Here is a 22423-nt window from a genome sequence, read left to right as displayed (position 1 = left end):
CTGTCATAGTCAACTCCTTGTTGATATGGTCAATGGCGCTTCCTCACACCACTGTCACTTTCAAGTATAGGGGGCGCGTTACCACGGGAAACCGAATCGCGACGTGAGCTATATCACACTGCACGAAGACTCGCAATGGGCGTCACAACAATATCTTGCGAGCAGGCCCGGCACACCGCCTGAGTCCCGATCCGTTCTGACGGTATGGCCGACTGATCGCCAAAGATAGTGGGCGATCCAGCGGGAGCTTCATCTGTCAGCTGATGACTGCCCCTGCCCGGGATCACCCTCCCAGGCCTGCCGCCAACGGCGGTCTTCTTCATCCCATTCCTTGTTGCGGCGCTTGGCGATCTTCCAGGCATCAAGGGCCTCCTGCCTGCTGCGGTAGGGGCCCATCCGCCTGTCCTGCGGAGACAGCTTGCCCTGCTCGGGCCTGCCGGTGACAGTGTTGAAGTACCAGGCCGGTTGCTCCTCTTGGGGATCCATGGCAATCACTCTTTGAAGGCGTTGGTTACGGGCAGCCGGCGGTCACGGCCGAAGGCCAGGGAGGTGACCTTGGGCCCCAGCGGGTACTGGCGCCGCTTCCACTCGGCCCGATCCACCAAACGCATGACCGTGTCGACCGTGTCGGGATCGAAACCGTCGGCCAGAAGGTCGGCCCGACCATGCGCATGCTCGATGTATGCCTCCAGGACCTTGTCAAGCAGGCTGTAGTCAGGCAGGGAATCAGAGTCCTTCTGCCCTTGGCGCAGCTCGGCCGAGGGCGGCTTGACGATGGAATTAACCGGGATGGGCTCACGTTCACCCCGTGCATGGGCCTGGGCGTTGCGCCAGCGGGCCAGCTGCCAGACCCGGGTCTTGAGCAGATCCTTGATGGGCGCGTAGCCACCGACCGCATCGCCATAGATCGTTGAATAGCCGCAGGCCAGCTCGGACTTGTTGCCGGTTGCCAGTGCCAGAAGCCCCTCGGCATTGGCATAGGCCATGACGATGACCCCGCGTATCCGGGCCTGCAGATTCTCTTCAGCCACCCCTTCCAGATGCAACTGCCCTTGGAAGGCGTCGAATTCAGGGCCTATGGCTTGCACCACGTAACGCACGCCCAGACGCTGGGCCAGGTCAGCAGCATCATCCCGGGAGCCCTCCGAGGAGTAGCGGCTGGGCATGGAGATGCCACGCACGTGCCCCCCTCCGCAGGCATCGGCGGCCATGGTGGCCACCAGGGCCGAGTCGATCCCGCCTGACAGCCCCAGGCAGACGCCCGTGAAATGGTTCTTGGCCATATAGTCCTTTAAACCCAGCACGCAGGCCCGATAGGCCTCCTCATCCCCAGGCATCTCTTCAGCCATGCAGGATTCACTGGGCAGAGGCCGCTCCCCTGGTGCAGGCAGGGTCCAAGTCGACAGATCCTGGACGAACCTTGGCGAGCGCTCCAGTAGAGTGCCATCCTGGTCCACCACAAAACTGCCTCCGTCAAAGACCAGATCGTCTTGACCACCCACCTGGTTCAGATAGAGCAGAGGCGCGCCGACCTGCTTGGCCCGACGAGTTGCCAGCTCGTAACGGACGTGCCCCTTGCCCTCCTCGAATGGGGAGCCGTTGATGGTCACCAGGAGGTCGATGTCCCGGTCAGCCAGGTCGCTGATGGGATCGCCATCCTGCCAGATGTCCTCGCAGATGGCCAGCCCTATCCGGTGCCCCTGCACCTCCAGGACCACAGTCCTATCTCCCGGGGTAAAGATCCTGTACTCGTCAAAGACACCGTAGTTGGGCAGGAAGTGCTTGTCGTAGCCAGCCTCGACCCGACCCCGATGCAGGACCACCAGCCGGTTGCGGGGCCTGTCCTGATCCGTGTCAGTGCCGACGGTTCCCACGATCACATAGAGATGGCCCAGACCCTGCTCCTCCAGCTCCCTGGCCAGACGGTCGGCCCGAGACCAGGCGGCCCGACGGAAGCTGGCCCGGAATGCCAGGTCCTCGATTGGGTAACCTGTCAGGCTCATCTCGGGAAAGACCACCAGGGTCGCCCCCTGCTCAGCTGCCTTTCGGGAGTAGTCCATAATAATGTTGGCGTTGCCGTCAAGATCGCCCACACAGGTGTCGATCTGAGCCAGAGCCACCAGCAGATCGCCATCCCGCCGCGGCTGTTCCTCTTGTATGCCCATACCCATGATTCTAAACCGTGTCAGGGCCGGCCCACGGGCAGACAGTCCCGAATAGGGAGCGATACAGAAAAGTCGGGATTGCGGACGCCTCAGACCTTATCGGCACCAGCCTTACGGGCGGCCCGACGCACCAGTACCGAGGCGACCAATCCCAGGAAAAGCAGCAGGACTGCAAAGCCCATGGCCCACTGGGCACCTTGGGTAAACCCCTCGGTCAGGGCGTTGGTCACCTGAGGTCCCAGGACTCCCAGTCGGCCCCGGGTGCCCTGGGCCCGCATGCCGACAATGGCGTTTCCGGCTGAAGACTGGACAGATCTGACCAGGCCATCGGCCATCTGTGCCGAAATCCCCTTGAGTGCTGTCAGATGCCTTGGCAGCACCAGACTCAGAGCCAGGGAGAGGGCAGAACCTGAGACTGCAGCGCCCAAGGCGGTCCCCCACTGGCGGATGGTGGACTGGGTGGCCGAAGCCTGGCCGGATTGGGCCACCGGAACACCGGAGAGCACCAGGCTGGTCAGCTGTGCCGAGGCAAAGCCCAGACCGGCACCGTAAATGATCAGAGTCAGGGTCATGGGCCAGACCGGTACCGACCCACGCATGAGCAGAATGGACAGGGCCACGCCGACAATCTCCATCAGCAAGCCCGTCTGCACCGTGCCGCCGGCTCCCAGACGGGCTGAGGCCACCCGGGCCAGACCGCCCGAAACAACTGACCCCAGGGCCATGACACCCAGGATGGATCCGGCCCCCAGGGGGCTCAGGCCCCTGGCGTTGATCAGGTAGAGAGGCAGGATGAACATGACCGCGAACTGACCAGCGTTGACAATGGCGGCCGTGAGATTGCCCCAGCCGAAGGTGCCAATGGCGAACATGGACACGTCCAGGATGACCATCTTGCCCCTGCGCGCCCTGGCCAGCTCGATCAGCGCGAAGGCGGCCAGCAGAGCCAATCCAAGGATCAGACTGACCGGAACCGGCGACAGGGGTGCCGATGCAGACCAGTGCAAGGGCCCCAGTTCAAGTGCAGCACGGGGGCGCCACCAGCCGTAGGTCTGCCCCTCGATCAGCGCAAAGACCACCAGGGCCGATCCCAGGGCCGAAAGAAGTATGCCCTTCCAGTCGGCAAGCATCCCCCAGCGGTTGTCAGTCTGCCCGGGCGCTGACTTGGTTTCGGGCACAAAAACTGCAATGGCCACAAGAACAATCAGCCCCAAGGGCAGATTGACCAGGAAGATCCACCGCCATCCGATGGTGCTGGTGAAGACCCCGCCCAGGAAGGGGCCGACCGCCGCAGCGGAGGACATGACGGCCCCCCAGATGCCGAATGCAGTAGCCCGATGACGACCCCGGAAGGTTGCGGACACGGTGGACAGGGTGGATGGCATGACCAGGGCGCCGCCGATTCCCTGAACAAGTCGCGCCAGAAGCAGCAATGTACCGGAGGATGCCGATGCGGCGAAGACGGATCCCAGCACGAAGATGACCGTGCCCACCTGCAGAATCCGCTTGCGCCCGATCATGTCCCCCAACCGACCGGAAGGCAGGAGCAGGGCCGCCAGGACGATGCTGTAGAGAGCGGTCACCCACTGGGCTTGAGCCAGGTTGATGTGGATGGCAGCGATGATGGAAGGAATGGAGACGTTGACGATGGACGAATCCAGCACAATCATGGCCAGACCCAAGGCCAGCACCCAGAGAGCACGCCAGGGCGGTGCCGCCTCCTGAGACTCCTGGCTGCCTTTCTGACTGCCCTTCTTCACGTCTATGCTTGCCGATCCGGTCATCAGATCTCCCCTCACCATGGTCTGCGATTTTTTGCGACTATACGTCGCTAAAACCAGCCTGGCAAGTTCACTCAGCGCGGACAAGCCGCAGGCTAAAGAGGCTTTGGCAGCTTGGCTCTGTTGCAAATAGGCCATATCATATGTCCCAAGACCGGCCGAACCCGATTCACAATCGCAGCACCCGGCTGGCCAGACCAAGGAGGACCATGCCCAGGATTCGCGAATCCACGCTCCAGGAGCACCGAGCCAAAACCCTGGACCGGATCATCGCCGCCGCCGAGGCCATCCTGCGCACCGGCGGACGCGACCAGCTGACCATGGCCGAGGTGGCCCGACGAGCCAATCTGGCACGGAATTCCCTCTACCGCTACGCCCGAGACGCCGATCAGCTCTGCGACATGGTCATGGAGCGGCACCTGCCTGACTGGGGTCGTGCCCTGGACCAAGCCCTAGGCAAGGCAGAAGACCCGCGCCGAACAGTCGAGATTTGGACCCGCACCAATCTGGAGCAGGCCGGACTGCACGGACACGGTTGGCTGATGAACCTCTACGCCGAGCAGCACGACGAACAGCTACGTCAGGCCCTGATCTACGGGAGCACCTCGAATCCACATGAGAGCGCCCCAAGGAGCGATCGGTCCACAGACCGGCAGGTCCAGGCTCTGCTGGACTTCCACCGGCAGGTCAACCAGCCGCTGATCCAGGCTTGGACAGCCCTGCGACCAGCGGATCCGGCCATGGGCGTGGAGGTGACGCGAGGCATTGTCCAATCCGGTATGCGATTGATTGATGCCCTGGACCAGGAACTCGCCCCCGAACAACGGCAGAAACGACTGACCACAATCATCGAGAAAGTGACCGCCTGTGCTAAGGCCGTCACCGCCACCCTGACGGAAGGACCTACATGCGCCTGATCGGCAACATCTGCTGGCTGCTGCTGGGAGGACTGGCCATCGCACTGGCCTGGACACTGGTGGGCATCGTGCTCTGCCTGACCGTGGTGGGCATCCCCCTGGGTCTCCAGGCCTTCAAGATGGCCAGACTCACCCTGACCCCCTTCGGCAGGCAGGTCATCTATGGAGGCGGGCTGGGATCCTGGCTGGCCAACCTGCTCTGGATCATCCTTGGCGGCTGGTGGCTGGCTCTGGCCTATCTGGTGGCCGGTCTGGTCACCATGCTGACCGTGGTGGGCATACCATTCGGCCTGCAGGCCTTCAAGATGGCCCGCCTGGCCCTGATGCCCTTCGGGTCCTCGGTTCGCGTCGCCGTCTTATGAAAGGATTAAGGACATGAGCACAGTCATCATGCATACCTCAGAAGGCGACATCCGCCTGGACCTCTTTGACGATCAGGCCCCTGAAACCGTAGCCAACTTCCTGGATCTGGCCGCCGGCCGCAAGGACTGGACCGACCCCGAGACGGGCCAGAAGCGTCAGGATCCCTTCTATGACGGGCTGACCTTCCACCGGATCATCAAGGACTTCATGATCCAGGGCGGCTGCCCGCTGGGTACCGGCACAGGCGGTCCCGGTTACGAGTTCGATGATGAGATCGATCCCTCCCTGACCTTTGAGGAACCCTACAAGCTGGCCATGGCCAATGCGGGGCTGCGCCGGGACCCCGCCACCGGGAAGACCCACGGCACCAACGGATCACAGTTCTTCATCACCACCGTGCCAACCCCTTGGTTGAACGGGCACCACACCATCTTCGGCCAGGTTGCCGACGAGGATTCCCGGAAGGTGGTCGACAAGCTGGATGCCGTGGCCACCGACTCGGGCGACCGTCCCCTGGAGCCGGTCTTCATCAACAGCGTCGAAGTCCTCTGAGCCGGGCCGGGGATGGTTTCGAAAAAGACATCCAGCAGATTCCAGCCCGGCACACGCAGCTACACCATGTCCCGAATCAGGAGCGCGGAAACATCAATAGAGCGCCAGGTCCGGTCCTACCTCTTCTCGCGTGGTCTGCGGTTTCGCAAGAACGACAAGAGGTACCCGGGCCATCCTGATGTGGTTCTGCCCAAGTGGCGAGCCATGGTATTCGTCAATGGCTGTTTCTGGCATATGCATGAGGGGTGTGCCAAATTCTCCCTTCCCAAATCCAATGTGGAGTTCTGGACCACAAAGCTGACAAGGAACCGTCTACGGGATCAGGAGCAACGCAAAAAGCTGAAAGCCATGGAATGGCGGGTCTTCACTGTCTGGGAGTGCCAGCTGGATGCCCACCATACTGAGGAAACCCTGCAGAAATTGTATTAGGCCATCACAGCAGATGGCGATCCAAACGAAGGAGTCAAGGATGAGCAGATTGAACGGCAAGCGGCAAGAGGCTGAGCAGAAGGGCATGCGGGTCAACTTCGCCATTCTCGGTGCCGGAAGGATAGCCAACGCCCTGGCCAAGACGGTGGTGATGATGGCTGGGGATCAACGGTATAGCCACCTGGTGGCCCCCTATGCTGTGGCCTCCAGGGATGGGGATCGTGCAGCCGCCTTCGCCAAAAAATATGGATTCCAGCATTCCTATGGCTCCTACCAGGAGCTCCTGGATGATCCCCAAGTGGATCTGGTCTACATCGCCACGCCTCATAGCCTCCACGCCGAGCAGGCCATCGCCTGCATGAAGGCCGGAAAGAACGTGCTGGTCGAGAAGTCCTTCACCGCTAACGCCGATCAGGCCAGGCGGGTCATGGAGACATCCGAGAGCACCGGCCTGCTCTGTACCGAGGCCATCTGGACCAGGTATATGCCCTCGCGCTCCATCATCGACGACATCATTTCCTCGGGAGAAATCGGCACAGTCAGGACCGCCACCGCCAATCTAGGTTACGTGACCGTAGGCAAGGCCAGAATGACCGATCCGGCCCTGGCCGGCGGCGCTCTGCTCGACGTGGGCGTCTACCCTCTCAACTTCATCGACATGGTCATGGGACCCAAGCCCATTGAACGGGTCTGCACAGATTGGGTCCGTAGTCCGGAGGGCGTGGACAGCCAGAACTCCACGACCATTTTCTACAAGGACGGATCCATGGCTGCGGCGACCAGCTCCATGGTCTCGGACAGCGACCGGACCGGCAGCATCTGGGGAGACCGGGGTTACCTGCAGTGCGCCAATATCAACAACGTGGAGTCCATCGACCTGTACGACGGGGACCACAAATTGAGGAAGAGCTACCCCATTCCCGACCAACTGACCGGCTATGAGTACGAGGTGGCCAGCGCCGCACAGGCCATCCTTGACGGCAAGACTGAGTGCACCCAGATGCCTCACAAGGACACCCTGCGAATCATGGAGCTCATGGACTCCCTGCGTCGCCACTGGGGGCTGGTCTACCCCTTCGAATCATGAATTAGCAGTGCGAATGGGGGCTGATGCCGCAATCATCACGGCATCAGCCCCTATTCAGATCATCCGGAAAAACTCTGCTTCATTCCTTTCTTACAAAGGTCACCAAACGCTGGAGGATGACGAAGACCAGAATCATCAGACCAACCACGATGGTGACAGCCTCGGCTGGGACGCCGAAGTCCGAGGTCAGAGGGTCAATGATCGAACGGACTAGCGCACCTATGACGGAGCCCAGCACGTAGCCGTAACCTCCGGTGATCAAGGTGCCGCCGATGACCACCGCCGCCACAGCGTCCAGTTCCCAGCCGACGCCCATGGTGTTCTTGGCTGAACCGATGCCAGCGACATAGACGATGGAGGCAATGGAGGCCAGGACAGCCGAAGTCAGGTAGATGACATACTGCGTCCGCTTGACCGGAAGGCCCATCAGCTCCGCCGAGGACCGGGAACCGCCGATGGCGTAGATGGTACGGCCTGTCCGCGTCTTATGGAGGATGACATAGCTGACTGCCACAACCACCAGGGCAATGACCACGCCGAAGTTCAGCGAAAGGTCATTGGAAATCTTCGGATTGTCGATGATCTTCAGGCCCTCACCACCTATCCAGCTGAAGTTGTTGTTCTCCGGCATATTGAGCGAATCGGTCGAGATGATGGAGGCTATGCCCCTGGCCAGGAACATGGTGGACAGCGTGGCGATGAAGGGCTGCATATTGAACTCTTCAATAAGCACGCCGGCCAGAAGTCCGAAGACCGCACCGATGGCGATCATGATGACGATGACCAGCGGCGCTGGTACGCCGGCAATCATGAGCTTGACACCGACCACGCCGGTAATGGCTACTATGGCCCCTACGCTCAGATCAATGCCGCCTGTAAGGATGGGAAAGGTCATGGCTACTGCCAGGATCACCAAGTAGGCATGGTCCATGAACAGGGAGGACATGAACCCCAACCGAATATAGGTGCCGAAGAGCACCTGGCCCATGATCAGCATGAGCAGGAAGATGACCACGGCAGCTACTGTAGGAATGGCCCTGGGGCTCAGACGGAATCCTGCTTGTCTGCTTGCACTCTTTTTCATCATGCCACCACCTCTGCAGACTGCCTCATAGCTCGCCTGCGTTTGAACTCAGCGACCGCATTGTGCACCTTGGGCGCCTGCATAACGCAAATGATGATGACCACCACAGCGAAGAAGGCTGGCGTAGCGGCTGAATCAATACCCAGGGTAATGATGGTCTTGCGAATCATCGCGATAATCACGGCGCCAAAAGCGCTTCCCAGCAGCGAGAACTTGCCGCCCAGCAGGGAGGTACCTCCAATGACCACAGCCAGAATGGCGTACATCTCAAGGTCCTGACCGGTCTTAACCACGTCGACCCTCATCACTGATGCAGTGGCGAAGAGTCCTGCTACAGCCGCCAGCAAGCCGGAGATGGCGTAGACCAGGAAGAGGATTCGCCGGGGCTTGATACCGGTCATTCGGCTGGCTTCCTGATTGATGCCCACCGACTCAATCATCATGCCGGCGGCCGTTTTCCTCATCAGAAGGCCGACCAGACAGACGATGATCACTGCTATGACGAAATTGGCTGGGATTCCCAAAATGAAGCCATTAGCCATCCAGCGCAATGGACCGCTTCCGGCTACGCCTGAAGCGTCGGCATTCTGTCCGTTGGTGATGACCTTGGCCAGTCCTCTGCCTGCCAGCATCATAATCAGCGTAGTGATGAAAGGCTGGAGTCCCAGAATGGAAACCAGGGCGCCGTTGATGCAGCCCAGAACCAGGCCTACGGCCAAGGAGATCAGGATGGCCAGCCATACGTTCACCCCGCTGATCAGCATCTGCATAGCTGCTGCTCCCGCCACAGCCATGACTGAGCCGACCGAGAGGTCAATGCCTGAGGTCGAGATGACCAGGGTCATGCCGGTAGCAATCATCAGATATCGCGCAGACTCCTGAATCATGGTGATCAGAGGTCCTGCCAGACCGCCTGTACGCGGATTGTAGGACAGGCTGAGAAAGGAATGATCGACCATGGTACAGACCAGAATCAGAGCGAGGAAGGCGACCACGCTCCAAATCAGCTGATTGCCAAATATCCGGCGCAAGAAGGATGGACCTTCATCCTCCGATTGCTTCTTAGCGGGCTTGTTCATCTTTCCTCCTTTCCTTTAGATTGTCCAGAGACCGAGGTGTTGGCTATGTCTTCCACGATGGTCTGCTGGGAAACCGTATCGTCGTTATTCATCAGGTCGATCTTGTGACGGTCCTTGAGAACGGTTATCTGATCAGAGAGACGGACAACCTCATCCAGCTCGGATGAGATGAAGACCACACTCATGCCCTGAGCGGCCAGATCGAGCACCGTCTGCTGAATCTCCGCCTTGGCGCCGATGTCGATTCCTCTAGTCGGCTCGTCCAGGATCAGCAGCTCCGGATTCGTGGCCAGCCACCTGGCCAGAAGAACCTTCTGCTGGTTACCTCCCGACAGGTTCTTGATCAGTCTGTCGGGATCAGCAGGACGAACATTGAGCTCCTTGATGTACTTGTCGACTATCCGGTCGGCTTCCTTCCTGGGAATCGGCCTGAACATGCCTCGGGTGGCTTGAAGGGCCAGAATGATGTTCTCCCTGACTGTCAAATCTCCGATGATGCCTTCATCTCTTCTGTTCTCTGTGGAGTAGGCGATTCTGTTCTTCAAAGCGGTAGCCGGGCTGTCGATCGAGATTTTCTTCCCCTCAAAGGTGTATGTCCCCTTGTCAGGCTTGTCTGCTCCAAAGAGCAGACGGCCGATTTCGGTTCTGCCGGAACCCAGCAGGCCAGCCAGCCCCATGATCTTCCCTTTGTAAAGATCCATGTCGAAGGGGAAGATGGTGCCCTTTCTTCCGAAACCACGAACGCTGGCCAGTGGCCGATCCGTTGCCGCCTGGGGTGTCCCTTTCCTTGACTTGGTCCCGATTAGCGAAAGCTCATCGGCGTTCTTGCCGATCATCTTGGTAATAAGGACATCGCGAGGCATGTCCTTGACCATGGTCTCCTCGACGAATTTGCCATTGCGCAGAATGGTCATTCTGTCGGCAATCTCGTAGACCTGATCCAGGAAGTGGGAAACGAACAGTATGGCGATGCCCCTGTCCCTGACCTTGCGCATGATCTGGAAAAGATCCTGAACCTCATTGGCATCCAGCGAAGATGTCGGCTCGTCCAGGATCAGGACTTTGGCATCGATGACCATGGCTCTGGCGATGGCCACCAGTTGCTGCATGGCTATGGATATCTCATTGAGCGGAGTGTGGGGATCCAGATTCGTCAGGCCCATCTGGGCCAGAAAGCCTTTGGCTGCCTCATGGGTCTTACGCCAGTTGATGCCCAAGTGCCCCCTCTCCTCGTGCCCAAGCATGACGTTTTCGCCCACGCTCAGGTTGGTGCACAGATTGACTTCCTGGTAGACCGTGGCGATGCCGGCGTTCTGCGCATCAGCTGTGCCGTTGAAAATCCTGTTCTGGCCGTTGACGGTAATGGTTCCCGCATTGATTTTGTATACCCCGGTGAGCGCCTTGATCATGGTCGATTTGCCTGCGCCATTCTCCCCCATGAGTGCATGAACCTCACCGGGGAACAAACGCAGATCGACATTGTCGAGCGCCTTGACACCAGGGAATTCAATGCTGATTCCCTTCATGGAGACCAAGGGTTCTTCTTTTGTCATTGTCTTGCCTCATCCAAACTGAATGCTGATCGAAGGGCGGTACCGCAGCCTCAAGGCCCTTTCCCACCCATGAAAAACGGCGTACCGCAACCTTCTCGGGTGCGCCGTCCTGCGTCCTATACGATCAGCGATATATCAGTACGCTCTGGAATCGATGACCTTCTTGGCCTCATCGGCGGTGAAGACCTTCGAATCAATGACGATGTTCTTCTTGACCTTCTTGCCGTCCAGGTAATCCTTAACGGTCTTGGCGGTCGTTTCGCCGAAGAGCGGGTTGTACTCGATTACCAGTGACAGATCGCCGTCGATTAGTGCCTTCAGAGCAGGCTTGGTGCCATCGATGGTGATGATCTTGACTTTGCCCTTAAGTCCTGCAGCATCAACAGCCTGTGCAGCGCCCAGGCCCATCTCATCGTTCTGCGAGAAGATGAACTGGACATTCTGGCTCTTGTACTTATCCAGCAGGCCTGCCGTGACGGTCTTGGCCTCGTCAGTGGACCAGTTGGCTGACTGGCTCTCCAGAACCTTGATGTTGCCACCAATCTTGGAATCCCAGCCCTTTTGACGGTCCTTGACCACCGACAAGCCGGCAGGCCCCTCCAGGATCAGGCCATTGGCTCCATTGGCGAAGTTCTTGTTGACGAACTCCGCCGCCTGCTGCCCTGCCCACTCGTTGGAAGGCCCGATGTGGGATGCGACCAAGCTCTCGTCCTTGGTCTGCACGTTGCGGTCGACGAGGAAGACCGGAATCTCGGCCTCCTTTGCCTTCTTCAGAGATTCGTCCCAGCCGCTGTCCTCGGTGGAGGACAGGACGATGGCGTCCACCTCATCATTGACGAACTTGTTAAAGGCCTGGATCTGCTTCTGCTGATCGTTGTTCTGAGTCGGCGAATAAATCATGTTGAATCCGGCGTTCTTGAAGGCCTTCTTCAGATCGTTCTCGTTGGCCGTGCGGAAGCCGCCCTCGGGACCTACTGCAACAAACCCGATGGTTTTCTGCTTGTCACCGCCCTTGCTGGAGCTGGATCCGGAGGACCCGCAGGCTCCCATGGCCAGGACCGCAGCCGAGGCCGTGGCGATGGTCAGCACCGTCTTCAGTACCTTGTTCATTGTTCTCCTCCTTGAGTAGTCAGCATCGAGGCCACAGCATTATGATCACCGATGATGACATCCACGATTTTCAGTATCGTTTTTCCTCTTGCCGAGCTCAAGGCGCAGTGATAACAAATCGATAACAGTTCAGCCACATGAAGAATCAGCCACAGCCGACCCTGCGCGTTCACGGCTTTTATCTGCCGCTGGTGACCGTCTCCACCTGGGAATCAATGATGTACCACATGCCTTCCAGAGCCCCGGAAAGGCAGTGAACGATGCCCGAACGGTCCAAGGCGATCAGACTTTGCATCTGATTGACCTGCCCTGCAGCCAAGTCCGTGGTCCCGGCCGGCAGATGCTGGACCATCTCCGGCCCGGGAGCGATCTGGGAATGGCCGCCCGCCTCCATATCGCCGTCCTTGTAGACCAGGGTGTTGTCGTTGTAGAAGGTCAAGGCCTTGATGTCCCGATGTCGGGCGATGACCTGGATCTGGTCGCTCAAGCCCTTCGGCCGCTGATTCTCGCCTCGGACGATTCCAAGCATGACCAGGGTGCTCATACCCTGCAGGCCGTCATCGAGCACCAGGCATAGACGCTGCCCCTCAGGTGCCACAGCTAGGGCAACCACGCGCCGCCCATGCAGCCAAGGCAGGTTGAATTCCAAGGCACCCGGCTTGCCTGTATCGACCAGAATGGCAGAATCACTCTGTCTGACAGCCCAAACCTCATCGGTGAAACTGCCGGCTATGGCAGTAATGGGTGTGTCGGCAAACAGCTTCCCACAGGATGAGGCATCGGGCTTAAGACAAGTCACCAGACCCTGATCGGACAGCAGCGCACCACCATTGGAGGAAAAGACCAGCCCCCTAGGCTCATGGAAGACGGGAGGCTGACCGACCCTGATCAGGTTCGAGGAGTTGAAACCTACAACCCCGCTGCTGCCCAGGCTGTAGATGCGGTTAGAAGTTTGCCCTGAAGCCATGGTTAGGTCATCGTCCGCGTGGGAGTAGTCAATCCCTGCCGCATCGACCACGCGCAGATCAAACTCGCCATTGCCATCGCCCAGCAGCATCCTCATTTGATGAACCAGCATGGCTTTGTTCTCATTGCTCAGGGAGGCGAAGGAAGTGCTGACCCTGATCTCCATGCGCCCCTTGACCTGTTGCACGGCATCCACTGCCAGGGAGACCTTGGCAGTATTGAAGTTTGCCACGGAATCACCCAGCCAGGCCGGAGGGCCCTTCAACAGCTCTTTTAGGGCCAGGGTTCTCCAGTTTCGCCAGCCGAACCAGCGGTTGTCAGGGACAGGCACACCCTTGGCAAAGGGGAACTGATAGATAACTACCTGACGATAGACCTGCAGGAAGTCATCCGAAGAGATCACTATCACCGCTGGAGCCTTGCTAATCCGCCATTGGCCGCGAACTTTAGCCAGTTCAAACCGGTCGGTCCTATCCACTGAGCCGGCATCCTGGTCGGTGGCGGAGAATATCCCATGGGCATCCAGTGATCCGACGCACTTGGTAGTCAGGTCGAGGGCAGCCGTCTTCCCACTGCCCTCGCCATCCACACGGTCATAGACGGGGGATTCTCTGTAGATGGAGACGGATGCATTGAAGTCCCAATCCGCAAAGGCCCGTTTAGTCATATATGACTTGGCGACGGCGAAGCCATCGCTTTGAATACCGGTAGGCAGAGCTGCTATGAAGCCTCTGACGATGCTCTCTGGTCCCGCTCCGTCCGCAGGGCCCTCCGGGGAGGAGAAGACGCGATGGGGCTGATTCTCGATGGGACTGAGTTGACGGACTGATCCGGAGGTAGGTAGCCCGAATGGATTGGCGCATCCTCCGGCGATCAGTGCAGCCACCATAGCGACACACAGACCGAGCACCCGCACAGGATGAGGGGTACTAGCCCAGCGGAACTGTCTGAAAATACTCACGATGCAGCCTCTTCAAAAGAGCCTTCCACATCCAGACCTTGGCCAAGCTGAAACCGGACCGGAACGCTCCCCTTGTCCAGCTGCTCGGAGACATTCCGGGGCAGGGTCAGCAGAAACCAAGTGCCTTGCCCGACCTGCGAGCGCACCTCCAGCAGGCCATGCATGAGGTTGGTGTTGTCCAAGGCTATAGACAGCCCCAGACCCGTACCGCCCGTCAACCGAGACCGTGAGGGATCGGCCCGCCAAAACCGTTCGAATATATGAGTCAGGTCTTCGGGTGCAATGCCGGTTCCCCAGTCACGCACACTGAACACCACAGTGTGCTCCGATGCAGCCAGCCGCAGCTGCACGGGATTGTCCTCGGCGAAATCGATGGCATTGTTGACCAGGTTGCGCAGAATTGAAGAGCAGCGGCTGGCATCGACGGTCATCATTATCTTGTGATCGGGAAGGAGCGCATTGACAGAAACCCCCCTCGTACGGGCTATCTGGGCGACCTGCTGGACGACATTGCGCACCAAGTCACAGGCGTCGCACAGGTCTGGATTCAGGGAGGTCTGGCCAGCCTCGTATCGGGAAATTTCGAGAAGATCCTCAAGCATGCTGGCGAAGCGCGACACCTGCTTGTCCAGCAATTCCACGGTCCTGCGCTTGCTGGGATCCAAATCGTTCCGACTCTTGAAAAGCAGGTCTGTGGCCATGCGGATGGTGGTGACCGGCGTCCGCAACTCATGGCTGACGTCTGATACGAATCTGCGCTGGTAGGCCTCGGCTTCCTCTAGCTGGCCGATTTTCTCATTGATGGAATCGGCCATGACGTTGAAGGAACGCTGCAAGATGCCCAGCTCATCGGTACGGTCCTCGGTGACACGGATGTCCGACTCCCCCTGAGCCAACCCTTTGGCGGCCCCTGCCACCTTGGTCACCGGGCGGATGACGGAATGCAAGGCCAGGAACACGATGATCCCCATCATGACGCTGGTTACCACGCTGACCGCAAGAAGGGCCATCTGCACGGAGAGGACGGACCGCTGTTGGTCTGCGAAGGAGTAGATGGCGTAGAACTCGATTCCGCCTGTGGTGGCCGGCCTCAGCATGGACCCCATGACGATGCCTGGGATTGGGTACTGCCCCTTGTCGGCCGTATTGATCATCTGCGAGTAGGAGTGGCTGCCATTGGAGACGACAGCATTCCTGATTTCTGGGCTGATCAGATCGCTGTCCCCCGGGGCCGTTGAAACAGGGACGAACCTGCGGGCCGTGGAATCATCCGGCCAGATGAAGACCCCGACCATGTTGGGCGCCCCCTCGTTCTGGACGTTGGCCGCCATATTAACCACCAGTTTCTGATAGCTGCCCTCATCGCCGGTGATATCTGCGGAGTCAAGACCCCCCTGAGCCCTGGTCAGCTCTGCAGCAAAATCGGCCTGTGCCTGCCGCAGGACCTGGTTCAAAAGGGAAGCTCTGACCGAGTACAGGGAGGCTGTCATAAAGACGATGCCGATCAGGAGTGCCGAAACCGTTGCCATAAGGACCATTCGTATCTGCAGGGAGCTCTTGACTGCCCTGTAGAACATACGCAGGAACATACCGACTGCAGACACACCCCTGTGCCTCGTGTGACTGCTCATGATCCTGGCTGCTCAGCCGCATACTTATAACCGATTCCCCGAACCGTCTCGATGATTCTGGGATTTTCGGGATCGTCTTCGATCTTCTGCCTGAGACGCTGCACGTGGACGTTGACCAGACGGGTATCGCCCATATCCTGGTAATCCCAGACCTTTCGCAGCAGCTCTCCCCGACTGAGCACCTCACCAGGATGCGAGGCCAGCACGTAGAGCAGCTCAAACTCCGTAGGGGTCAGAGAAAGCTGCCTGCCCCGCTTGACTGCAGTGTGCTCCTGCCGATTGATCTCTATCAGGCCATGGATGACGGCCAATGATTCCTGCCCTTCCTGATCAGTGCGGACCGAGACCGGGCGCAGACGTGCATGGATCCTGGCCAGGAGTTCATCAGTACTGAAGGGCTTGACCACATAGTCATCTGCTCCGGCTTCCAGACCCTCGACAATATTCTTGGTATCGGATTTCGCCGTCAGCATGATGATGGGGACATTAGATCTGGACCTGATCCAGCGAGCGATGCCAATCCCATCCATGCCAGGCAACATGATGTCCAACAGCACCAGATCAGGTTCCACCGTAGGGAATATCTCCACCGCTCTGGATCCATCCGTGCAGGTCACTGGCCTATAGGACTTCGTCTGCAGCACTATCGACAACATCTCGCCCAGATCCCTGTCATCGTCGACAATCAGTATCGTGGCCGGCTCTTTCACAAGAAGCCCTCCCTCGTTCTCAGCATGCCATTATGCTCACTTGCTTCTAAGCAGAACGATAGCAGGGTTACTCCGTGCCGAACCCGCCGACGAATGATGACAGGAATAAGAAGGGTTGGCTTATTTGAAGGGTTGGCTTATTTGATGCGGCGGACATTGCCATGCTCGACCAGATAAGCCCGCCGGGCAAAATCGATCATGGGCAGATCGAAGGCCGAATCGGTGTAGAAGGCATCAATGGCTGTCTCCTGGCCGAGGATCCGCTGAAAGTGCAGGGGCTTGTCAGGTCCAAAGTTAAGGTAGCCCACGGTCAGGGATTCCATATCCAGGGTGGAGCCGATACAACGGGTGATGCCTAGTCGGCGGCAAGCCTCCCCTGCCACTAGATCGAAGGATGCGGTCACCACCACGTCGTCGGCCTGAGGGGTGTACCAATCCATGATCTTATGCATATTGACATCCCAGAACTGGCTGACCAGTCGGTCCATGTCAAAGCCGGGACGCGAGGTCAGCCGACGAAGATAGCGCGAACCCACCCGACGCATGGCCGAATCCAGCTGCTCCAGGGTGACCCGGCCCAAGCGGTAGCGAACGGCATAGAATAGGGCAACCGGCAGGTAGTGCAGCACCCGCGGATCCTTGCGGGCAGTGAACAAGTAGAAGTCAAGCAGACTTTCGCCATCATAGATGGTGCCGTCGAAGTCCAGTACCCGCATGCCAATCCTTTCCAGATCCCGTCACGAAAAGGGAACATCTTAGCATACCGTGGAGCAATGACGGTGATAGTCCCCGACTTCGGCCGAGCAAAGAGGCAATCCCTTTTAACTCAAAAGCCTGAGGTAGACAGAAAATTTCTGGATGATCGAGTGACATAGACATCGAGTAGGAGCAGAGCCTGAGGAATCATGATGCGCCTGGCCCCTGTTCCGATTGTGGACCATCCCCATGGTGTCGACGGTATTGATATGATGAAAAATGCGTCGTCCGTGTTGGGCCGAGGCTAGGGAGTTGCCGGAAATAGGCCTGGAAGGGGAACGGCGCCGAAGGGGTCCCTGCGGTTATCGGGTTAACCATGCCCGCAGAATTCTCCGATCTTCCTTACCAGCTAGGGGGCAGCAGAGATGTTAAAGAAGAGCCACTACCACAACTTGAGCAGCTGCATAGCCGGAATCTACCGGCATGCACGCAACGATGCCAGCCGATATACAGGCGACTCCACCTTAAGGGGCACACAGGGTGACCTGATTGTATACCTCTATGATCATCCAGGCCTCAGTCAGCGCCAGATAGCCCGGGACCTGTGCGTAGATCCCAGTCTGCTGGCCCGGGATCTGAAAGCCTTAAAAGCCCTGGGCCTGGTCAGCCGTGAACAGAACCCTGCAGATCACCGCGTCAATATCATTACCCTGACCAGATCGGGCGCAGACATAGCTCGCAAGAGAATCAGGTCAGTCAACAACTGGTGGATCGACCTGTTCAAGCAGAATCCGGATATCGACCCCGAAACCTTCCAGACCGAGCTACGCTGCGTCTACAACCGGCTCCTGGCCAATCAGCTCTGATCACTCTTTGCTGACAAAGGAGCCTTGCTAAGAAGAGAAACTGGCCGAACTTTTCACCACCTCTCGACGGCTCCAGGCTCATGCCAGGTCCCTTGCTTTTCAGATGCTTGTATCAGCCCACCGAGCGGCCGGAAGTCTCCCAGCCCATCAGGCCCACAACCAGCATGGAGGCAAGAGCAACCAGGCTGATGGTGATGAAGATTGAGGTGCTCCCCCACTGGCTGAGCATGGCCCCGATCAGCACAGGCATGAGAACGTTGCAGAGCTTAGCGACGGCATTGGCAATGCCCACGCAGCGGAAACGGACCGTGGTCGGGAAGAGCTCAGGCGCATAGACGGCCACAACCGAAGACATGAGGACGTAAAGGCTGGCCATAAGCAGGATACCCACCAGAATGGCCGTGACTTGGCTGGTCTGCGCAGCGTAGAGCAGACCGAAGACTGCTGTCAGCAGGAAGGCCGTGACGATGATCCGCTTGCGGCCGATCCGGTCCAGAAGCAGGGATCCGATCAGGCAGCCCAGGGGAGCGCCCAGCATCATCAGCGTGCTGATCCACAGGGATCCGCTCAGATCTATGCCCCGCTTGAGCAGGATGGTGGGCACCCAGGAGGTGAAGGCATAGGAGCAAACGTTGGTGGCCGAGACAGCCACAGTGGCCACAATCAGGCCGCGAACAACGCCACCCGACGCCTTGGCAGCTGTCTCAACCCCCTCATTCTTCCCAGCGAGGGCGGAACCACTGACAGAGTCAGAGTCAGACTTTCTCTGACCATTATCGGCCTCCAAAAGCTGGACCACCCGGACGGCCTCGTCCATCCGCCCGTGCAGGGCCAGCCAACGAGGGGACTCAGGGATGTCACGCCGCAAGTACCAAATCAGCGCCGCCGCTAGACCAATGCCCACGAAGAGCGGCCGCCAGGACCAGCGCGGAATGATCCAAGCACACAGGAGCATGGCCAGAGGCACTCCGGTGTTGGCCACCAGCGAGACGATGGCGCTCCAGCGGCCCCGGTGCTTGATGGGAGCGAATTCGTTGACCATGGAAAAGCCGGTGACAATCTCGGCGCCCAGCCCCAGACCGGCCCCCAGACGGCAGACCGAGAGAATGGCCATGTTCGGTGCCAGAGCGCCCAGCAGGGTAAAGCCTCCGAAGAGCAACAAATTGATCTGATAGGCGGTCTTACGCCCCCGCAGGTCTCCGATGAAACCGGCCAGCAGCGAGCCCACCAGGAGCCCCAGGAAACCAGCCGACAGGAAGAGGGAATTCTGGGCAACCGTGGACCATCCGGTGCTCAAGGCCGAACTGGCTACTGCGCTGCCCACATAGACATCGATGCTGTCCATGAGCATTCCCGCGGCCACCAGGGCCACGATCTTGTAAAAAGTAGCCGATTCACGAGCATTGTCTACTCGCCGGGTAATCTCGCGGACCGCCAGGTCGTCCTCGGCCACGCCGAGGCCCTTCGTTTGTTCGGATATGTCTGCATTGTCAATGACCGCTGTCGACATCGTCACCCTCGCGCCCGTGCATGAGGCAGGCATGCCCCATGTGTCCATGCCAGACCTGCCGACAGCGACAGGCTCCTTGTGGGAGCATGGCGACCGTCAATATGGAAGGCCTGGACCCTGCGGCGTTTCGGTCATTGTGTGGCTACTCAACGTCTATTGGGTGCCTAGTATAGGAGTCTGGACGGTCATTGCCCAGACCCGGCGTTTCCCTCTGGCCCGGCAGCCCTGTCCAGGATGGCCCTGATGGCCTCCAGACGTGGGCCCAGCTTACGTTCATAGCCCCGATCGTTGGGATGGTAGTAGCGTCGTCCGACCAGTTCGTCCGGCATGTACTGCTGGGGTGCCACTGCGTCCGGCGCATCGTGGGCATACTGATAGCCCTCGTGGTTGCCCCAGGCCTTCATCAGCTTGGTGGGGGCGTTTCTCAGATGCAGGGGAACCTGGCCGATATGCCCGGCATCCACGTCCTCCAGGGCCTGGTTGATGGCCAGGTAGGAGGCGTTGGACTTGGGCGCAGTCGCCACGGCGATGACCGCCTCGGCCAGGATCAGCCGGGCCTCTGGCATGCCCACCATAGCGACGGCCTGGGCAGCCGCGACCGTGATCTCCAGCACCTCAGGAGAGGCCATGCCCACCTCCTCGGCGGAAGCGATCATGATCCGTCGGGCGATGAAGCGCGGGTCCTCACCGGCCCGAATCATCCGAGCCAAATAGTGCAAGGCCGCATCCACGTCGGAACCCCGCATGGACTTGATGAAGGCCGAGGCCACGTCGTAGTGATCGTCGCCCTTCTTGTCGTAACGGACGGCGGCCACGTCCATGACCGAGGAGACCGCCTTGGCATTGATCAGGGGTCGACGCGCCCCCTTGGCACGAGGTCCATCCTCGGTGACGGCCCCGGCCGCAGCCTCCAGAATGGTCAGGGCCCGGCGGGCGTCACCCCCGGCAAAACGCACAATCTGGTCCAGGGCCTGGGGATCCAGCCGTACCTGGTCCTTGAGGCCCCGCTGGTCCTTGACTGCCCTGCGGACCAGCTTGGCCAGATCCTGGTCGTCCAGGGCCTCCAGCTTGACCACTACCGAGCGGGAAAGCAGGGGCGCAATGACCGAAAAGCTGGGATTCTCCGTGGTGGCTGCAATAAAGGTCACATCCCGGTTCTCCACGCTGGGCAACAGGGCATCCTGCTGAGACTTGGAAAAGCGGTGGACCTCATCGATAAAGAGGACAGTCTCCTGCCCCTGGCTGACCAGCCGCTCCCGGGCCTGGGCGAGGACCTGCCGCACCTCCTTGACCCCCGAGGTGACGGCCGAAAGCTCCTCGAAATTCCGCCCGGACTGTCGGGCCACAATATAGGCCAGGGTGGTCTTGCCCACCCCGGGAGGACCGAAAAGAATGACCGAACTGGGAGCGGTCAGACGGTTGTTCGGATCCGAGCGGGCCAGCCGCTCCAAGGGGGTTCCAGGAGCCGTGACCTTGTCCTGGCCGACCACCTCGTCCAGGCTCCTGGGCCGCATCCTGACCGCCAGAGGCAGGGTGTGCTCCTCGGGGGGATCCGCCGCCTGGAAGAGATCATCAACCATCTGCAATACCTCATTCCTCGGGGCCCCTATGGCTCCCTGCCTTCACCAGCATAAGCCTGAACCTGCCGCAAATAGAAAGATGAACGCGTTAGACTGGAAACCCATATGACCGTATCGCCCAGCGCGTAGTTGGGTCCCGGAAACACGGTGTGTGTACAGTTTACTGGTCATCCGCCTGAATATCTTCAGGTAGGCCCATAAAAAACCGGGACCGGCACAGTCGGAACAATAAGGAGAATCGCCAGTGATCGCCAAGCATGTTCGCCAGGGATGGACATCGGGTCCAGGCAGGTGGGCCATAGGCCTGCTCGCCCTGGTCCTGGGGCTCTCAGCCCTGATCGTCGCCCCCCTGGCCACGCCGGCGCAGGCGGCCGAGGACTCTCCCGCCGCCCAAGCGGTCCAAGGACGCACCTTCCGTGTCGCCACCGATACCACCTTCGCCCCCTTTGAATTCAGGGACTCCTCCGGCAAGCTGGTCGGCATCGATATGGATCTGATCCGGAAGATCGCCGACATCGAGGGGTTCTCGGTGCAGATCCAGTCCCTGGGCTTCAACGCCGCCCTTCAAGCCTTGAACTCCCAGCAGGCCGATGTGGTCATAGCCGGTATGACCATCACCGACCAGCGCAAGCAGGTCTACGACTTCACCGACCCCTATTTCGACTCCGGCGTGCAGATGGCCATCGCCAAGGACAACGACCAGATCCACAGCTACAAGGATCTGCAAGGCAGCGTGGTGGCCGTCAAGACGGGCAGCGAGGGCGAGGCCTTCGCCAAGCAGCGTGCGGCCCAGTACGGTTTCACGGTCAAGGCGGTGGACCAGTCCTCCACCATGTATGAGATGGTCAAGTCCGGCAATGCCCAGGCGGTCATCGACGACTACCCGGTCCTGGCCTACGGCATCGCCCAGGGCAACGGGCTGAAGACCGTGACCAAGAAGGAGCCTGGCGCCTCCTACGGGGCGGCCGTCCGCAAGGGCGAGAACAAGGAGTTCGTGGCCGCCTTCAACGAGGGCCTGGCCAAGATGAAGGCCGATGGCAGCTATAAGAAGCTGGTCGATTCCTATGTGGGCAGCGGCCACTCCAGCAAGAGTGCCCCCGCCTCCCGGCCAGGATTCTTCGAACTGGTCCGCCAGGCCTTCCCCTCCCTGATGCTGGGCCTGCGCAACACCCTGGCCATCACAGCCATATCGTTCGTCATCGCCTTGGCCATCGGCATCATCCTGGGACTGTGGAGGATCAGCCCCAACCGGATCCTGTCCTGGATCGCCCGCATCTACGTGGCGGTCTTCAGGGGCACACCCGTTCTGGTCTGGGCCTTCTTCTTCTACCTGGGTGTCCCCCAGCTGATCGGCCACCGCATCAGCATCTGGCTGGCCGGCGC

The 22423-nt window shown here is 59.6% G+C and carries 20 protein-coding genes; 7 read left to right on the top strand and 13 right to left on the bottom strand.

The features are described 5' to 3' along the window. Nucleotides 1–249 precede the first annotated feature (249 nt). From AC0AP0_RS01625 to AC0AP0_RS01615, 3 genes are all read right to left on the bottom strand, one after another. Nucleotides 250–486 (bottom strand): hypothetical protein, encoded by a 237-nt coding sequence (locus tag AC0AP0_RS01625; RefSeq protein ID WP_110412718.1) that lies wholly within the window; start codon nt 484–486, stop codon nt 250–252. 5 nt (nt 487–491) lie between these two features. Next, nucleotides 492–2171 carry an NAD+ synthase gene (locus AC0AP0_RS01620; RefSeq protein ID WP_490429112.1) on the bottom strand — a complete coding sequence of 560 codons (1680 nt, stop codon included), beginning with the start codon at nt 2169–2171 and terminating at the stop codon, nt 492–494. 83 nt (nt 2172–2254) lie between these two features. Beyond that, a complete protein-coding gene (locus tag AC0AP0_RS01615; RefSeq protein ID WP_490429110.1) occupies nt 2255–3949 on the bottom strand; it encodes an MFS transporter in 1695 nt (564 codons plus the stop codon). Between the two features lie 206 nt (nt 3950–4155). On the opposite strand from AC0AP0_RS01615, the gene AC0AP0_RS01610 reads away from it, so the two are divergent. The 5 genes from AC0AP0_RS01610 to AC0AP0_RS01590 are packed head-to-tail and all read left to right on the top strand — an operon-like array spanning nt 4156 to nt 7294. Beyond that, entirely contained in the window at nt 4156–4863 is a 708-nt protein-coding gene (locus tag AC0AP0_RS01610; RefSeq protein WP_490429107.1) for a TetR/AcrR family transcriptional regulator, read from the top strand. Continuing rightward, nucleotides 4854–5225 carry a YccF domain-containing protein gene (locus tag AC0AP0_RS01605; RefSeq protein WP_110412714.1) on the top strand — a complete coding sequence of 124 codons (372 nt, stop codon included), beginning with the start codon at nt 4854–4856 and terminating at the stop codon, nt 5223–5225. Before AC0AP0_RS01610 ends, AC0AP0_RS01605 begins: the two co-directional genes overlap by 10 nt. Nucleotides 5226–5238: 13 nt before the next feature. Beyond that, on the top strand, nt 5239–5778 hold the full coding sequence (locus AC0AP0_RS01600; protein ID WP_490429105.1) for a peptidylprolyl isomerase: 540 nt from the start codon (nt 5239–5241) through the stop codon (nt 5776–5778). Between the two features lie 12 nt (nt 5779–5790). Beyond that, nucleotides 5791–6207, top strand: coding sequence for a very short patch repair endonuclease (locus tag AC0AP0_RS01595; RefSeq protein ID WP_490429103.1), 417 nt, complete (start codon nt 5791–5793; stop codon nt 6205–6207). A gap of 40 nt (nt 6208–6247) precedes the next feature. Next, on the top strand, nt 6248–7294 hold the full coding sequence (locus AC0AP0_RS01590) for a Gfo/Idh/MocA family protein (RefSeq protein WP_490429101.1): 1047 nt from the start codon (nt 6248–6250) through the stop codon (nt 7292–7294). A 79-nt stretch (nt 7295–7373) separates the two neighbouring features. Here the strand turns inward: AC0AP0_RS01590 and AC0AP0_RS01585 are convergent, their stop codons facing one another. The 8 genes from AC0AP0_RS01585 to AC0AP0_RS01550 form a co-directional block, all read right to left on the bottom strand. Then, nucleotides 7374–8381, bottom strand: a complete 1008-nt coding sequence (locus AC0AP0_RS01585; protein WP_445342554.1) for an ABC transporter permease — start codon at nt 8379–8381, stop codon at nt 7374–7376. Beyond that, entirely contained in the window at nt 8378–9457 is a 1080-nt protein-coding gene (gene fruF / locus AC0AP0_RS01580) for a fructose ABC transporter permease FruF (protein WP_490429099.1), read from the bottom strand. Before fruF ends, AC0AP0_RS01585 begins: the two co-directional genes overlap by 4 nt. Next, complete coding sequence (gene fruK / locus AC0AP0_RS01575; RefSeq protein WP_490429097.1) at nt 9454–11010, bottom strand: fructose ABC transporter ATP-binding protein FruK; 1557 nt, start codon at nt 11008–11010, stop codon at nt 9454–9456. The genes fruF and fruK overlap by 4 nt, the downstream gene beginning before the upstream one ends. Before the next feature lie 135 nt (nt 11011–11145). Next, a complete protein-coding gene (gene fruE / locus AC0AP0_RS01570; RefSeq protein ID WP_490429095.1) occupies nt 11146–12120 on the bottom strand; it encodes a fructose ABC transporter substrate-binding protein FruE in 975 nt (324 codons plus the stop codon). Nucleotides 12121–12298: 178 nt separating this feature from the next. After that, nucleotides 12299–14047, bottom strand: coding sequence for an LpqB family beta-propeller domain-containing protein (locus tag AC0AP0_RS01565; protein WP_490429093.1), 1749 nt, complete (start codon nt 14045–14047; stop codon nt 12299–12301). Next, nucleotides 14044–15678 carry an MtrAB system histidine kinase MtrB gene (mtrB, locus tag AC0AP0_RS01560; RefSeq protein ID WP_490429091.1) on the bottom strand — a complete coding sequence of 545 codons (1635 nt, stop codon included), beginning with the start codon at nt 15676–15678 and terminating at the stop codon, nt 14044–14046. The genes AC0AP0_RS01565 and mtrB overlap by 4 nt, the downstream gene beginning before the upstream one ends. Beyond that, complete coding sequence (gene mtrA, locus AC0AP0_RS01555) at nt 15675–16388, bottom strand: MtrAB system response regulator MtrA (protein WP_445342548.1); 714 nt, start codon at nt 16386–16388, stop codon at nt 15675–15677. The genes mtrB and mtrA overlap by 4 nt, the downstream gene beginning before the upstream one ends. 137 nt (nt 16389–16525) lie before the next feature. Further along, nucleotides 16526–17104: a haloacid dehalogenase-like hydrolase gene (locus tag AC0AP0_RS01550; protein WP_490429088.1), complete on the bottom strand. Its 579-nt coding sequence runs from the start codon at nt 17102–17104 to the stop codon at nt 16526–16528. A gap of 405 nt (nt 17105–17509) precedes the next feature. On the opposite strand from AC0AP0_RS01550, the gene AC0AP0_RS01545 reads away from it, so the two are divergent. Beyond that, nucleotides 17510–17950: a MarR family winged helix-turn-helix transcriptional regulator gene (locus AC0AP0_RS01545; protein ID WP_110412709.1), complete on the top strand. Its 441-nt coding sequence runs from the start codon at nt 17510–17512 to the stop codon at nt 17948–17950. A 112-nt stretch (nt 17951–18062) separates the two neighbouring features. Here the strand turns inward: AC0AP0_RS01545 and AC0AP0_RS01540 are convergent, their stop codons facing one another. After that, the gene (locus tag AC0AP0_RS01540; RefSeq protein ID WP_490429086.1) at nt 18063–19460 is read right to left on the bottom strand and encodes an MFS transporter; all 1398 of its coding nucleotides are present in this window, start codon (nt 19458–19460) and stop codon (nt 18063–18065) included. A 185-nt stretch (nt 19461–19645) separates the two neighbouring features. Beyond that, nucleotides 19646–21040 (bottom strand): replication-associated recombination protein A, encoded by a 1395-nt coding sequence (locus tag AC0AP0_RS01535; protein ID WP_490429084.1) that lies wholly within the window; start codon nt 21038–21040, stop codon nt 19646–19648. Between the two features lie 244 nt (nt 21041–21284). Between AC0AP0_RS01535 and AC0AP0_RS01530 the strand changes: the two genes are divergently transcribed. After that, nucleotides 21285–22423, top strand: a 1139-nt coding sequence (locus AC0AP0_RS01530; protein ID WP_490429082.1) for an ABC transporter permease subunit, incomplete at its 3' end; no start/stop codon positions are given.

This window comes from Bifidobacterium sp. POST2/T3 (B1) (assembly GCF_058197115.1).
This window is presented reverse-complemented; position numbering and strand designations above follow the sequence as displayed.